The 15,170-nt window shown below is 55.5% G+C and carries 11 protein-coding genes and 1 riboswitch; of the genes, 8 read left to right on the plus strand and 3 right to left on the minus strand.

From position 1 onward, the window contains the following. The first annotated feature begins 61 nt into the window (after nucleotides 1-61). The 3 genes from K1718_RS05300 to serA all read left to right on the plus strand — a co-directional run bounded on the left by K1718_RS05300 (nucleotide 62) and on the right by serA (nucleotide 3,810). Nucleotides 62-655, plus strand: coding sequence for an outer membrane protein (locus K1718_RS05300; protein WP_265682839.1), 594 nt, complete (start codon nucleotides 62-64; stop codon nucleotides 653-655). Between the two features lie 310 nt (nucleotides 656-965). Beyond that, nucleotides 966-2,144 (plus strand): phosphoserine transaminase, encoded by a 1,179-nt coding sequence (locus K1718_RS05305; protein ID WP_265682842.1) that lies wholly within the window; start codon nucleotides 966-968, stop codon nucleotides 2,142-2,144. A 76-nt stretch (nucleotides 2,145-2,220) separates the two neighbouring features. Continuing rightward, nucleotides 2,221-3,810 (plus strand): phosphoglycerate dehydrogenase, encoded by a 1,590-nt coding sequence (gene serA / locus K1718_RS05310; protein ID WP_265682843.1) that lies wholly within the window; start codon nucleotides 2,221-2,223, stop codon nucleotides 3,808-3,810. Between the two features lie 36 nt (nucleotides 3,811-3,846). Here serA and K1718_RS05315 read toward each other — a convergent pair whose 3' ends face one another. Beyond that, the gene (locus K1718_RS05315) at nucleotides 3,847-4,743 is read right to left on the minus strand and encodes a DMT family transporter (RefSeq protein ID WP_265682844.1); all 897 of its coding nucleotides are present in this window, start codon (nucleotides 4,741-4,743) and stop codon (nucleotides 3,847-3,849) included. 105 nt (nucleotides 4,744-4,848) lie between these two features. Here K1718_RS05315 and K1718_RS05320 point away from each other — a divergent pair, with 105 nt between their 5' ends. From K1718_RS05320 to K1718_RS05340, 5 genes are all read left to right on the plus strand, one after another. Beyond that, nucleotides 4,849-6,138 carry an MFS transporter gene (locus K1718_RS05320; RefSeq protein WP_265682847.1) on the plus strand — a complete coding sequence of 430 codons (1,290 nt, stop codon included), beginning with the start codon at nucleotides 4,849-4,851 and terminating at the stop codon, nucleotides 6,136-6,138. A gap of 224 nt (nucleotides 6,139-6,362) precedes the next feature. Continuing rightward, on the plus strand, nucleotides 6,363-7,655 hold the full coding sequence (locus tag K1718_RS05325; RefSeq protein WP_152499948.1) for an adenylosuccinate synthase: 1,293 nt from the start codon (nucleotides 6,363-6,365) through the stop codon (nucleotides 7,653-7,655). A gap of 257 nt (nucleotides 7,656-7,912) precedes the next feature. Beyond that, a complete protein-coding gene (locus tag K1718_RS05330) occupies nucleotides 7,913-9,685 on the plus strand; it encodes a hypothetical protein (RefSeq protein ID WP_265682848.1) in 1,773 nt (590 codons plus the stop codon). Nucleotides 9,686-9,762: 77 nt separating this feature from the next. After that, a riboswitch (TPP riboswitch) is annotated at nucleotides 9,763-9,869 on the plus strand. A 147-nt stretch (nucleotides 9,870-10,016) separates the two neighbouring features. Then, nucleotides 10,017-10,772 carry an ABC transporter permease gene (locus K1718_RS05335; RefSeq protein WP_265682850.1) on the plus strand — a complete coding sequence of 252 codons (756 nt, stop codon included), beginning with the start codon at nucleotides 10,017-10,019 and terminating at the stop codon, nucleotides 10,770-10,772. 22 nt (nucleotides 10,773-10,794) lie between these two features. Beyond that, a complete protein-coding gene (locus K1718_RS05340; protein ID WP_152499950.1) occupies nucleotides 10,795-11,736 on the plus strand; it encodes an ABC transporter substrate-binding protein in 942 nt (313 codons plus the stop codon). Nucleotides 11,737-11,763: 27 nt separating this feature from the next. Here K1718_RS05340 and K1718_RS05345 read toward each other — a convergent pair whose 3' ends face one another. Both K1718_RS05345 and rpoH read right to left on the minus strand, forming a co-directional pair. After that, the gene (locus K1718_RS05345; protein WP_265682853.1) at nucleotides 11,764-13,989 is read right to left on the minus strand and encodes a CHASE2 domain-containing protein; all 2,226 of its coding nucleotides are present in this window, start codon (nucleotides 13,987-13,989) and stop codon (nucleotides 11,764-11,766) included. Between the two features lie 138 nt (nucleotides 13,990-14,127). Further along, entirely contained in the window at nucleotides 14,128-15,018 is an 891-nt protein-coding gene (gene rpoH, locus K1718_RS05350) for an RNA polymerase sigma factor RpoH (RefSeq protein ID WP_152499952.1), read from the minus strand. Between the last annotated feature and the right edge of the window lie 152 nt (nucleotides 15,019-15,170).

The raw sequence follows: 15,170 nt of genomic DNA on the forward strand, positions 1-15,170 counted from the left end.
TGATCCGACCGGGAGTTTCAACGATCCGGTTATTGGCGACCTGCGCTTCGAGCGCGAGTCCATGGACAGCGCCTGGATGATTGGCGTAGGTGCCGGTTACAAATGGAACAGGTACCTGCGTACCGATGTCACGATCGACTATGAAACACCGGCCCAGGTCAAGGGCTATGCAGTTTGCGGCACCTGTACCGGCGGGTTCTCGGAAGAATATACAGATATCGACGTCTGGACCGTCATGTTGAACGGGTATGTCGATCTCGGGACCTGGAACCGGATTACACCCTATGTTGGTGCCGGTATCGGTGCAGCTTACGTGACAACCAACAACACCTATTCGGTTAATCCGGGCGGTTCGGGTCGTTTTGATTATGACGGCAAGCACAGTGAATGGAACCTTGCCTGGGCTCTGATGGCTGGTGCTTCGTATGCGGTAACTGACAACTGGGCGATCGATGCTGGGTATCAGTATCGCGATCTGGGCGATGCCAAAACAGTTAAGTTGCACAATGCAGGCACGGGCGAAACCCGAGTTGAGTGGGACGATTTGACGGCTCATGAGATCCGTCTCGGGGTGCGCTACACTTTCGGTGGCGGCGCAGCGCCAGCCGGACCGGTTTACTATGAGCCGCAAGGACCGATCAGCAGCAATTTCTGATTGGCACATCAAACTTTATTCCGAAAGGCCGGTCACTTGACCGGCCTTTTCTTTTGCGACCTCCAAATCAAACGGGTCGCCCAGTCGACCGTTAACTTTTTCAAGCGAAGCATAAACTCTATTCAGGAATTCCCAGGCCTCAGAATTTGTTTATTGTCCGGTGTCAGCAAGCAAGGGGCGGTTTCATTTGAAGTGCTCACGCTGCCGCAATATTCCCATTTTCCGTTGACCGAGCGTCAGGAACACCTTATCCCCGTAGGTGGGCCACCCCTCCCCAACGAGGGGCAACTATCTGCGAGGGTAGACAGATATGACTGTACTCACTGCCAAGCCGGACGTGCGTCCGGCCAATCCCAATTTTTCGTCAGGTCCTTGCTCCAAGCGCCCCGGCTGGTCTCTTGATCAACTGGCCGATGCACCGCTTGGACGGTCTCACCGGGCCAAACCTGGAAAAGCGAAACTCGCTGAAGCAATCGACCTGACGCGCAAGACCCTGAATGTTCCCGACGACTACCGCATCGGCATTGTGCCGGCTTCCGATACAGGCGCGGTTGAAATGGCGCTCTGGTCGCTTCTCGGCGCGCGCGGCGTCGATTTGCTGGCCTGGGAAAGCTTTGGTGCCGGTTGGGTGACCGATGTGGTCAAACAGCTCAAGCTGGACAACGCCAGGATTTTGAAAGCACCATATGGTGCCTTGCCCGATCTGGGCGACGTCGATTTTAACAATGATGTCGTCTTTACCTGGAATGGCACGACGTCCGGTGTCCGGGTTCCCGACGGCAACTGGATCGCGGATGACCGCGCTGGTCTGACGATTTGCGACGCGACATCTGCTGCCTTTGCGCAAGCGCTTCCTTTTGACAAGCTCGATGTCGTCACGTTTTCCTGGCAGAAAGTGCTTGGCGGTGAAGCTGCGCACGGGGTGCTGATCCTCAGCCCGAGAGCCGTGGAACGCCTCGAGAGCTATACACCTGCATGGCCGCTGCCGAAGATCTTCCGCCTGACCAAAGGCGGTAAACTGATTGAAGGCATTTTCAAGGGCGAGACCATCAACACGCCTTCCATGCTGTGCGTTGAGGACTATCTCGATGCGTTGAAATGGGCAGACGGACTTGGTGGTCTGTCGGGTCTTTGCGCTCGTGCCGATGCCAATCTCAAAGTTCTCGCCGACTGGGTCGAAAAAACCGCGTGGGTTGACTTTCTTGCTGAAGATTCCGCAACAAGATCGAATACGTCCGTGTGTCTGAAGGTGACGGATGCGAATGTTCTGGCTTTGCCGGACGATCAGCAGACAGCATTTGCCAAGGCGATTGTTTCTACGCTCGATGCCGAAGGTGTTGCCTTCGATATTGGTGCCTATCGCGATGCGCCTTCCGGTCTCAGAATTTGGGCGGGGGCAACAGTTGAAACAGCTGACTTGCAGGCCCTGACGGTGTGGCTTGATTGGGCGTTTGCGCTCGAAAAAGGCAAACTTCCTCAGGCCGCCTGAGCATTTCTCAAAAACACAGTGACATTCCCGGGCGGGTTTCTGCCCGGACACAGTATTTATTGAAGGAGATGCTTTAATGGCACCCAAGGTATTGATTTCCGACAAGCTTTCGCCCGCAGCAGTTCAGATTTTCAAGGATCGCGGCATTGACGCCGATTTCCTGCCTGATGTTGGCAAGAACAAGGAAAAACTCCTCGAAATCATCGGCCAGTATGATGGACTGGCCATTCGTTCTGCCACGAAAGTCACTGAAAAGATCATTGCAGCAGCCGATAATCTTAAGGTGATTGGCCGGGCAGGTATCGGCGTTGACAATGTCGATATTCCCAAAGCGACCGCGCGTGGCATCATTGTCATGAACACACCGTTCGGCAATGCGATCACCACTGCAGAACATGCCATCTCAATGATGATGGCGGTCGCGCGGCAAATTCCGGCAGCTGATGCATCAACGCAATCGGGCAAGTGGGAAAAATCCCGTTTCATGGGGCGGGAAATTACAGACAAGACGCTTGGGCTGGTTGGCTGCGGAAATATTGGCTCTATCGTCGCAGATCGCGCCATAGGTCTGAAGATGCGCGTTCTTGCTTATGACCCTTTCCTGACACCTGAGCGGGCGATGTCGCTTGGTGTCGAAAAGGTCGAATTGAACGAGTTGCTTGAACGCGCGGACTTTATCACCTTGCATACCCCTCTTACCGACAAGACACGAAACATCATCAATGCCGATGCCATCGCGAAGATGAAAAAGGGGGCTTACCTCATCAACTGTGCGCGCGGGGGGCTGGCAGACGAAAAAGCCGTTAAGGCAGCGCTTGATGAGGGGAAACTCGGTGGCGCGGCTTTTGACGTATTTGTTGAAGAGCCGGCCAAGGAAAACATCCTCTTTGGGACATCCAACTTTGTCTCGACACCGCATCTTGGTGCGTCAACGTCGGAAGCACAGGAGAATGTCGCGCTGCAAGTCGCTGAACAGATGTGCGATTACCTTCTGCATGGCGCGGTGCGTAATGCGCTCAACATGCCTTCAATTTCCGCGGAAGAAGCACCCAAGCTCGCGCCATTTGTTCGGCTTGCCGAGCAACTTGGCTCTTTCGCCGGTCAGTTGACGGAAACCGCGATCCAGGGCGTCAAACTGGAATATGCAGGTGCCGTTTCGGAAATGAATGTCCAAGCGCTGACAGCGGCTGCGATTACCGGTTTGCTGACGCCGCTTCTTCAGACCGTCAATATGGTATCCGCGCCAATTCTGGCGAAGGAACGTGGTGTCAAGGTTGAGGAAATCCGCCGCGAAAAACAGGGCGCTTACGAAACCTACATCAGGTTGACGGTGATCACGGAAAGACAGGAGAGGTCGGTTGCCGGTACGGTGTTCGCCGATGGCAAACCTCGGATCATTCAGGTGAAGGGCATCAATATGGAGGCTGAACTTGGCCAGCATATGCTCTACATCACCAACGAAGACAAGCCTGGCTTCATTGGCCATCTTGGCATGGAACTTGGCAACAATGGCGTCAATATCGCGACGTTCAATTTGGGCCGCCTCGCGCCAGGCGACGATGCCATTTGTCTCGTCGAAGTGGATGGAAGAGTGCCTGAGGATGTGATGTCTCGCCTGGAGGCCGTCTCACATGTGAAACAGGTTAAAGCGCTGGAATTTCAATAATGCTACCGGAGGCGTTGGCAGCGCAGCGCCTCCACTTTAAACGGTCTCTGCCTGTTTGCCGCGCATCACTCTGCCATCAAGGACGACTAGTCCGATCAGCAGCACGCCGAATCCGCTGAGTTGAAGTGCGCTCAGATTTTCACCCAGAATGAGCCAGCCAAAGAAGAGTGCGCTCGCTGGTACAATCAGCGTTACGAGCGAAGCGTTTGTAGCGCCGGCGTTTGCCAGCAATTGAAAATAGATCAGATAGGCGAAGGCGGTCGCAAGAATGCCGAGAGCCAACACGTTGAGCCATGCGGTCATGCCAGGGTCGCCAATTGACCAGCCTGCGCTTGTCAGGATCGCAACCGGTAACATCAGCACACTTGATCCGATAAGCTGTCCGGTTGCTGCGACCTGTGGCGGGACATCCTTGAAGCGTTTCGCAAATGTTGCGGCAAAGGCATAGGAAACTGCTGCGCCGAGGCAGCAAAGCTGCGCCCAGAGCGGATCGCTGGCAAGACCTGTGAGGCTGCTCGACAACATGACTGCCACGCCAACAACGCCCAGCACAACGCCTGCAACGCGATTTACCTGAAGTGGTTCCTGCTTCACGATCAAGCTTGCAACGACTACGGTAAAGACTGGTGTTGTCGCATTCAGAATTGATGCCAACCCCGCGCCGATTTCCGTTTGACCGAGAAACAACAGGGAAAACGGAACGGCGTTGTTGAGAAAGCCCATTATCAGAAACGGCAGGGCAAGCCGCCATTCCAGACGCTTGATCAGCCCTTGTTGCCAGAGGACGAGGAGAAGAACGGCGCAGGCGATCGAAACTCGGAAAAAGACCAGTGTGAATGGCGGAATTTCAGCAACTGCGACCTTGGCAAAGAGAAAAGAACCGCCCCAAATAGCGCCGAGAACAAACAGCAGAACCCAGTTTCGAAGCGACATTGACATTTCTCGTTGATCTGGAGTGATGTCTCTCGCCTACCATGCTGTGAGACTTGCCGACACCCGAAAACCGATTTGCGAAAAAGGAAGTAAAGAAAGCGAACAATGATACAGGGTTCGACCACCGGGGAGGAAAGGCCACTCGCAGGGCGCATATCGCCGCTGTTGATTGCCGCTGCCTGCCTTTTGGGAGCAAACGGTCTGGCAATGACCATGATCGCGGTTCGGGCACGTGTCGAAGGGGTTTCCGATGCCAGCATCGGTTTGCTCGGTTCTCTTTACTACGCAGGTTTGATCTGCGGGGTAATTTTGGCACCGTTCCTGATCGCCCGAGCAGGACATATTCGTGTGTTTGCCGCACTGGCGGCCATCAGTGCGATTGCCATTCTTGCTATTGCCTTTGCACCTGCCGGTTGGCCCTGGATGATTGCGCGTTTTGTCAGCGGTGCTGCTTTTTGCGGGACGGCTATGGTGCTGGAAAGTTGGTTGAATTCCATTGCATCCAATGCGTCGAGAGGGCGCATTCTTTCAGTTTACAGGATTGTTGATCTCGCAGCCGTCATGGGCGGCCAATTCATGCTGCCGATCTTTGGAGCAACCGGCAGCGATATCCTGATCGTTTTGGCGATGTTGTTTGCTTTTGCTCTTGTTCCTGTTGCCTTGACGCGTGAAAGCAATCCGGCCGCACCACCTGCCAAAATCGTCAACCCCCTGGCGCTATGGCGGGTGTCTCCTGTTGCGATGGTCGGAATATTCACGATCGGTCTGACGAATGGTGCATTTCGTATGGTCGGACCGGTTTACGCTGAATCGATTGGCCTTGGCCTGGAAACCGTCGCGATCTTCATCGCTCTATGGGTCTTTGCAGGAGCCTTGTTTCAGTATCCGGCCGGATGGATGTCCGACAGGGTCGATCGAAGATGGGTTCTCATCGGCTTCACGATTGCAGCTGGTCTTGCTTGTCTCTTCATTTCGGGAACGTCCAGTCAAACCGATTTGTTCCTGGGGGTTTTTCTTTTTGGCGGATTTGCCCTGCCACTTTATTCGCTTGCAGCCGCACATGCGAATGACCACGCAAAACCCGGACAGTTTGTCGACATTGCTGCCGGACTGACATTGTCATTTGGCTGCGGTGCGGTGCTTGGTCCGTTCATCGCCTCATTGTTGATGGGCATGTTCGGTCCCGCAGCGTTCTTCGTCTATACGGCGACCCTGCATCTGGCTTTGGTGCTTTTTGTCATCTTCAGGATGTTCAGCCGGCAAGCAATTCCGGCCGACGAGCGGGAACGTTTTGTCTGGCTGCTCAGGACATCTCCGATGATCTATCGTCTTGCCGGGGGAGACGGGGAAGAGACCTCCGACAAGCAATCACCGGATGGCTCCGGGTCTGCCTAATTGTCGCCCTGAAAGATCCTATATGCCACGTAGCTGAAAACCACGCGGACCGTATGATTTATTTCGGTTCGAAGACTCGCAAGAGCTTGGAAACCTGTCTATAGTCCGCGCCGTTTGCCCCGGTCCGGTTGCCGGGGTTTGTCATGTTGGCACATACCGACCCGTGTTGCGCAGCGCAATTCAGGCGGTTCCGTGCGAAGACGCTTCAGGAGAGCAGAAACTAAATGGCGAATGTGGTTGTTGTCGGTTCGCAGTGGGGAGACGAAGGCAAAGGCAAGATTGTCGACTGGTTGTCGGAACAAGCCGATGTCATCGTAAGGTTCCAGGGCGGACACAATGCCGGGCATACGCTGGTTATCGACGGTGTCAGTTACAAGCTGTCTCTTCTGCCCTCCGGTGTGGCGCGCGAAGGTAAGTTGTCCGTCATTGGAAATGGCGTTGTTCTGGACCCGCATGCGCTTGCTGAAGAGGTCGAACGATTGAGCGCGCAGGGTGTTGTCGTTACGCCTCAAAGCCTGCGCGTTGCCGAAAACGCGACCCTGATTCTGTCTCTTCACCGAGAGCTCGACGCCCTGCGTGAAAACTCAAACACCGGTACGCGTATCGGCACCACCAAGCGTGGCATAGGTCCTGCCTATGAAGACAAAGTCGGACGGCGCGCAATCCGGTTGATGGATCTGAAGAACCTGACGACGCTACCGGCCAAAATCGATCGCCTGTTGACGCACCACAACGCGCTGAGGCGTGGCCTGGGGCAAGAGGAAGTTTCCGCTCAGGCCATCTACGACGAATTGGCGAGTGTTGCCGACAAGGTGCTGCCCTATATGGACAAGGTCTGGTACCTGTTGGACGAACAGCGCCGCCAGGGCAAGCGCATCCTGTTTGAAGGAGCGCAAGGAGCATTGCTCGACATCGATCACGGTACCTATCCGTTTGTCACGTCTTCCAATACCGTGGCCGGTCAGGCGGCAACGGGCTGCGGGCTTGGCCCAGGCTCCGTTGACTATGTACTTGGCATCACCAAGGCTTATACGACCCGGGTCGGTGAAGGTCCGTTCCCGACCGAACAGGAAAATGAGGTCGGCGAATTTCTTGGAACGCGCGGACATGAATTCGGAACCGTGACAGGCCGGCGCCGGCGGTGCGGCTGGTTTGATGCAGTTCTTGTGCGCCAGACTGTTTGCACATCGGGCATCAATGGCATTGCATTGACGAAGCTCGACGTTCTCGACGGTCTTGATGAAATCAAGATTTGCATCGGCTACGAACTTGACGGCGAACGGATCGACTACCTGCCTGCTTCGCAAGGTGCTCAGGAGCGGGTTGTCCCGATCTACGAATCACTGCCGGGATGGAAAGAATCCACCGAAGGGGCTCGCAGTTGGGCGGATTTGCCGGCGCAGGCCGTCAAATATGTGCGTCATGTAGAGGAATTGATTGGTGCGCCTGTGGCGCTTCTTTCCACCAGCCCTGAGCGGGATGACACAATTCTTGTGCAGAATCCTTTCCAGGATTGAGATCTGTGTCTGGAAAAACACATTATTGAACGAGATAGTGGCGTATTGCGAATCAGAACAAACAGTGCGCCCCGTCATGGGACAGGCTAGCGTGTCCCATGAACTTAGACAGTGGTAGAAAAGGTATTGTAGGGAATTCGGTTGAAGCTTAGCGTGCGAAGATTGTCCCTTGGCTTCAAAAACTTGCTATAAGCCTGAGAAAGATCCGACACTCAGGCCAGCAGACGAATCCCTGCAGTCGGCCGGTAGGCAGGAAGATGGCTGATTACTATTCGATATTGAAGAAAACGATCGCGTCTTTGCCCGAGAACAACGGTGCTGCGCGCCGAAGCGTCTACAGCCGTGCCCGCAACGCCATCGTCAACCAGTTGAAAGCGTACGAACCGCCGCTTGCACCCTCCGAGATAACGGCTGAGCAACTTCGTCTTGAAGAAGCTATTCGCAAGGTTGAAGCCGAAGCGGCTCGTGAAAGTCTTGGTCTCAGTCCGACTGGAGCTGCGGGTGGCGAAGCTGCGCCAAAGGCATCAGAGCCAGCACCGGAGCCAATGGCAGAGGCACCAGTTCAGGCGTCTCAGGATCCGCCGAGGGTTGAGCCCGATGCGCCAGCTCCCGCGATGGAAGACACACCTTCGCCATTGAAAGAGACCCTCACGGAAGCCGAAGGTCTTGGAGTGGCCACGAGCCAGGCCGTGCAGCAGGCGAAGGAAGCCGTTGATCCGGTAGCTGCCGAGCAGGCCGCATCCGACCCGGTTCCAGAACGCAAAGAACCGGCATTTGATGCTCCGGCACCTCAAACTGCTAATGCGGACCCTGTAGCTGCGGAGCAGGCTGGCGAACCGGGATTGGCGGCGGACGCAGGGCTTTATGCCGACGAACCTGCGCCGGCTGCAAAGGAAGAGCCGACTAAGAAGGCCAAGCGATCACGCAAGGACCGCCCGAAGGCTTCCGACGCTTTGCGCGGCGACAGTGCGGGAAAGCGTTGGTTGCCAATCGCAATCGCAGCAGTCTTGGCGCTTGCTGTTGTTGGTGCAGGTGCCTATTTCCTGCTCTCGATCGGCGGACAGAACTCAGAAGAACGTGTCGCAAGTCAAACGGAAGACACCTCGAGCGCAGCTGTTGTGCCGCCGAGCACGGACACCCAGGTTCCCACAAGCGAAGTGCCAACGGACGACAGCGATTCCTCAAAAATCTCAGACAGGTTGCTGGATGGCGGCGAGGGTGTCAGCGATGGAGATGTGGTAGCTCCGGACGCCAGAACCGTTACCACCACAACAATCACGCCGCAGGCTGACGAGCCGGCTCCAACGCCCTCGCAGCCGTCGATCGTGACCAGTATTGAAAGCGAACCGGCTCCGACACCACCGGCAGCCGATGCTGCTCCGGTTCCGGGTATCGAAGCCACGCCGCCGGCCCCGGCTGATGACAACCTTGTGGCTGTTGCACCTGAAACACCGGCGACCACTGACTCACCTGTAAGCCAGGACAACGGCATACAGCGCTCCATTCTCTACGAAGAAGGCGAAGACACCGGTGGCTCCGGAACAGCCGCACAGGGAGCGGTTGTCTGGAACATCGAAGAGGAAACCAATCTCGATGGCAGGTCGCAGGCGGTGCTGAGCGCTGAAATCGAAATTCCCGAACGCGACGTCAAGGTCGATATTCGTATCAAGCCCAATGACGACACCTCACTTCCGGCAAGTCACCTTGTTGAGATCAAATACGAGTTTCCGGAAAACTTTGCCTCTGGAGATGTCGTCAACGTCCCAGGTCTTGTGATGAAACCGACTGAAGAAGCCCGGGGCGATGCGCTGATCGGTGCGTCGGTGAAAGTGTCTCCCGGTTTCTTCTGGATTGCACTTTCGAGCCTGCCCAATGAGCAGCAACGCAATATGGCTCTTCTTAGGGAGAGGGGCTGGATCGATATTCCGATGCTGTATGAAAACGGCAAGCGCGGTATCCTGACACTCGAAAAAGGTGCTGCTGGTGAAGATGCCGTTGAAAAGGCGATTTCATCCTGGCAAGCGGGCTAACAGCCAGGGCTTTTCCGAAATTTCAAAAACAGATCGTTCCATGTCTTGCCTTTTTCCAAAAGGTTAGGCATGGTCCGTCTCGGTCCGAGGGGTGTTCCGTGTTGCGGAACTGAGATGGCAAGTTGCCGAACCCTTAGAACCTGATCCGGGTCATGCCGGCGAAGGGACGGAATCCTTAGCCAAATCCCGGATCTCCATTGTCAGTGTCGGTCTGTCCGACGACGGGAGATCCTATGTCTGTTTGCTTGAAAGAGCAGAGGTTTGATTTTTGGAACAAGCCTCTCGATCATAAGCCGGTTCCAGAGCCGTTGAACCGCCTTTTGGAGGCGGTATGAGCGCATTCCTGACAGTTTGTGGCAAGTTTCTTGTGGGAGTCCTGGTCATTTTTGGCATTTGGACGCTGCTGGTCGTTTTGTTTGAGCCGCCTTCATTCATGCTTCCCGGACCGCTCGAAGTGCTGCGGTCATTCCCTGCAAACGCACCCTTTTTGTTGCACCATGCCGGTATCACCGCGCTTGAAACGGTGATCGGTTTTGTCCTCGGCGTCAGCTGCGGGGCGATGCTTGCTGTTTGGATCTGGCTTTATCCGTTGGCCGGACGGATCGTTATGCCGACCATCCTGGTGACGCAGGCTTTGCCGGTTTTTGCCATTGCACCGGTCCTTGTTCTCTGGCTCGGGTTCGGCATGTCATCGAAGATTGTCATGGCCATTCTGGTCATCTTCTTTGCGGTCACCTCAACGGTTTACGACGGTCTGAGGCGACTCGATTCTGGGCTTGTCGATCTGGCGCGCCTCTACAGGGTTCCCCGCTTTCGTGAACTTTGGGTCTTTCGCCTGCCGGCAGCACTGCCCGCCTTCGTATCTGGCATTCGTGTGGCCGCCGTTTTTGCGCCGATTGGCGCTGTGGTTGGCGAATGGGCGGGCGCCAAAGGCGGCCTTGCTTTCATCATGCTTCAGGCGAACGCCCGCGGGAATGCCGATCTTCTGTTTTCTGCCGTCATCCTGCTCGCCCTCATGGTGCTCGCTCTGCGCTATGCGGTTGAGCATCTCAGCAAACTTCTTGTTCCATGGCAGGTCGAAGACTGACTGCCACAATCTGGAGGATTGAATGAAAAAAACACTCATGTCTTTGACAGTTGCCGCCGCCGTGCTTTCGGCGGTACCTGCGCATGCTGCGGACAAGCTGACGGTGCTTCTGGACTGGTTCACCAATCCGGACCATGCACCAGTCATCACCGCTCAGACCAAGGGCTTTTTTGAAGCCGAAGGCTTGGAAGTTGAATTGATCGAACCGGCTGACCCTGCAATGCCACCCAAGCTGGTGGCTGCCGGGCAGGGCGATATTGCAATTTCCTATCAACCGACTTTGCACGCGCATATCGAGGAAGGACTGCCGGTCGCCTGGATTGGCACGCTGGTCGAGACGCCACTGAATTCCCTGATCGTTCTGAAAGATGGTCCGATCAAGGAAATCGCAGATCTCAAAGGCAAGACGATCGGATTTTCCGTGTCCGGATTCGAAGATGCGATGCTTGGACAAATGCTGCGTTCGGTTGGTCTCAGCATGGACGATGTTGAGTTGATCAACGTGAATTTCGCGCTGTCGCCTGCCCTGATGTCAGGTCAGGTCGATGCGGTGATCGGTGCCTATCGCAATTTCGAGCTCACACAGATCGAGATTGAAGGCAAAGAAGGCAAAGCGTTCTTCCCAGAAGAGAACGGCGTTCCGGTTTTTGACGAGCTGATCTATGTCGTGAACAAGGATCAGGTTGAAGACCCGCGCTATGAGAAGTTTCTCGCAGCTGTTGAAGCTGCGACGGTTTATCTGACCAATCATCCTGATGAAGCTTGGAATGCCTTTATCGAGGCCTATCCCCATTTGAATGATGAGCTTAACAAGCGCGCTTGGGCAGACACATTGCCAAGGTTTGCAAAGCGTCCGGCAGCTCTTGATGAAGGTCGGTATCAGCGTTTTGCCGAGTTCATGGCGGAAGCCGGACTGATCAGCAAGGTCGTTCCGGTGGAGACATACGCAGTCGAGATCCGTTAAAGGCTTTTTGCGAACCGGCAGCGCCGACTATTGTGCGGCGCTGCTGGTGGGCTCCACCGTTTTGAGGTTTTCCAGCATGTCCTCAAAGCGGCCGTAAAAGTCCATCAGGGACGGCGCCAGAAGCAATGCGCTCTGCAAGGCGTCCTCTGCCGCCTGAATGTCATTTTCCGCGACGGCGCTGAGCAGACTGATATGCGTTGCCTCCAGTTCGCGGAATTCCTCCGAGTTCCGTAAGCCCTCATCACCGAGCAAGGCGAAAAGTTTGATCGGCTCGCTTTTGCCCTTCAGGTCAATTTCGCCGGCTTCGAGATAGGCGAAGGTTGGTGCCGCGTTGCGCGTATCTTCTGAAACGAGAAGTTCCGAACCAACAGCCTTGCAGCTGGATTCAATCCGCGAGGCCACGTTGACGGCGTCTCCGATGACCGAATAGTTGAACCTTCTGGCTGATCCCATGTTGCCGACACAGGCTTCACCGCTGTTCAGCCCAATGCCGATCTTGACCGACTGCGATTTCAGTTTTCTGGCTTTGAAACGGAATGCATCCCGGGCATTCAGATCATCCACGACCTTGAGCATGGCAAGGCTTGCACGGCAGGCCATGGCGGCATGGTCCGGTGTGTGCAGCGGTGCGTTCCAGAACGCCATGATGCTGTCGCCGATATATTTGTCGATTGTTCCTCCTTCTGCCTGGATGGCATCGGACAAGGGCGACAGAAGCGTATTCAGAAAACTCACCAGTTCTTCCGGTGTCAGCTGTTCAGATATCGGGGTGAAACCGCGAATGTCCATGAACAGGATTGTCATGGGTCTGATTTCGCCGCCGAGCGCCAGCTGTTCAGGCGTTTGTTCCAGCTGGTTTACGAGATCGGGAGACAAATACTGGCTGAAGGCCTGTCTGACGAATTTCTTCTCCCGTTCGGTGAGAAAGTAGAGCAGCGCAGTCGCGGCGGTGAAAACAAGCAAGACCGTGAGGCTGGTGTAGATCGGGTCGATCAGCAGACCGTTGTTCCAGAAGAGGTATACAGATCCGCCGATCAACCCGGTCACCATCAGGCCGCCGAGGACCGCGGTGCCGATGCTGCCGATTGCGGGCATGGCCAGAATTATGATGGCACCTGCCAGAAATGTTGCAATGATTTCCAGTCCGTTGGCCCAATCAGGCCGCGACAGATATTGATCGAAAAGGATTTGCTCCAACGCCTGAGCATGGATGGATACACCAGGGACCTGTTCACCCAGGGGCGTTGCCCTGATGTCCCGAAGGCCGACGGCGGATGTTCCGACAAGAACGATTTGCCCCTCGAAATATGGAACGAGATCAGCAAGTTTCTCCTGATCGTAAAGGTCGCGCGCAGATACGTACCGTTCCGGGAAATCCCTGTCAGAGGTAAAATAAAGCCAGAGTTCGCCTGCAGCAGTCGTCGGGGGAGTGAAGTCGCCGATCTTTATGGCCGTAACAGCCGGATCACCGGTGGCGCTTTCTGAACTTGAGCCGGTTGACCTTGCGATGATGCCGCTTGCGCCCTGTGCAACTCGCAACGCTTCAGCGACGAGGCTCGGGTAAATCTGTTCACCGTCACTGACAATCAGGGGAACCCTCCGGACAATGCCCTCTCTGTCATCTTCGGAAATCGATATCGAACCAATGCCACTGGCCGATTTCTGCAAGACTTCAAGGTTCGTGACCGCAGCAGGAAACGGTGGAAGAAAGGATACCGGATCCTGACCACCAAATGCCGTCCCGGCAATTTTGACCGGTTTGCTCCCGGTTTCATCCGGCGTCACGGCGAAACCAAGCACGACTGGTGCCTTGGCAATGGCATCCGCAAACTGCTCGTCATGGTCGGGAAGGATCTCAAGGGCTTCCAGCACCTCTCTCGGCGTTGTCGCGGCCAGAGAGTTTTTTAGCTGAGCAGGCGATGTTCTGTCCGGTTCGGAAAAGACCACATCAAAGACGATTGTTGCAGCGCCGAGATCCGTCAGTACACGAACCATCTCCGCGATTTTTGTGCGGGGCCAGGGCCATTGCCCGATTTCAGCAATCGATGCTTCATCAAGGTCGACGATGCGGACCGGCGCGGTTTGATAATCTCTTGGATGCAGACGCTGATACTGATCGAATGTCAGCTCTCGAATGGACTTCAGAAAATCCGGATCGGCGGTTCGAAGCCCGGTCATGAAAGCGAGGATGACGCAGGCGATCATGGCGACAAGAGCGCGCTTGGACGACAGTGCTTTGAGAACTCGGCGCATGGCCACCCATTTCGTTAAGACCGGGTCAGACTAAATTCAGGTCTGAGGGTTCGCAAGCGAGAGGGTGGCGCCGAGCTAAAAGAAAAAAACGCTGGAGCGGTGGCTCCAGCGTCTTCGGGCAGTCCGTAATGTTCCGATTTAAGCGACGGGTGCGGGTTGATCCTTCGCACGCGCGCTGTTGCGAACGGCTTTCTGGACTTTTTCGAATGCGCGGACTTCGATCTGGCGAACGCGTTCGCGGCTAACGCCGAATTCCCCGGAAAGGTCTTCAAGCGTCATCGGATCCTCAGAAAGACGGCGAGCCTCAAAAATCCGGCGCTCCCGGTCGTTCAAGACGTCCATGGCGTCGCTCAGCATTTTGCGGCGCTGGTCGAGCTCTTCCTGATTGGCGAGCAGTGTCTCCTGGCTGTCGCTTTCGTCGACAAGCCAATCCTGCCACTCGCCTGCATCAGCTTCGGCGCGCACCGGGGCATTGAGGCTGGCATCACCGCCCAGACGGCGATTCATGGAAATCACCTCTTCCTCGGAGACACCGAGGCGGGTGGCGATTTCTGCTACCTGATCCGGCTTGAGATCGCCTTCGTCCAAAGCCTGGATTTTGCCTTTCAGGCGTCGCAGGTTGAAGAACAGGCGTTTCTGGTTAGCAGTGGTTCCCATTTTGACGAGTGACCACGAACGCAGAATATATTCCTGAATAGCGGCCTTGATCCACCACATGGCATAAGTCGCGAGCCTGAAACCTTTGTCCGGCTCAAAGCGCTTCACCGCTTGCATCAGACCGACGTTGCCTTCAGAGACCACTTCTCCGATCGGCAGGCCGTAGCCGCGGTATCCCATAGCTATTTTTGCAACAAGGCGAAGGTGAGAATTGACCAGGCGTTCAGCTGCAGCGGGGTCTTCATGCTCTTTGTAGCGCTTGGCGAGCATGTATTCTTCCTGCGGCTGCAGCATCGGAAACTTGCGAATCTCATCCAGGTAGCGGCTCAGGCCACCTTCCCCTGCGGTGAGTGTCGGTACGTTCTGGGCCATAACATGCGCCCCCTTTCGTCAAGTCTACATCCGGCTTCTCCGGTTGCTCCGCTTAAGGCGCAAGCAAGAATGTTTGGGAGAAAACAGACGCGATATCGTGTCCATTACGGCACACAAGAGGTTTTAATATAGGTAGATTTTAGGCGATTGCA

This window comes from Roseibium porphyridii (assembly GCF_026191725.2).
In the GTDB taxonomy this organism is placed as follows: domain Bacteria; phylum Pseudomonadota; class Alphaproteobacteria; order Rhizobiales; family Stappiaceae; genus Roseibium; species Roseibium porphyridii.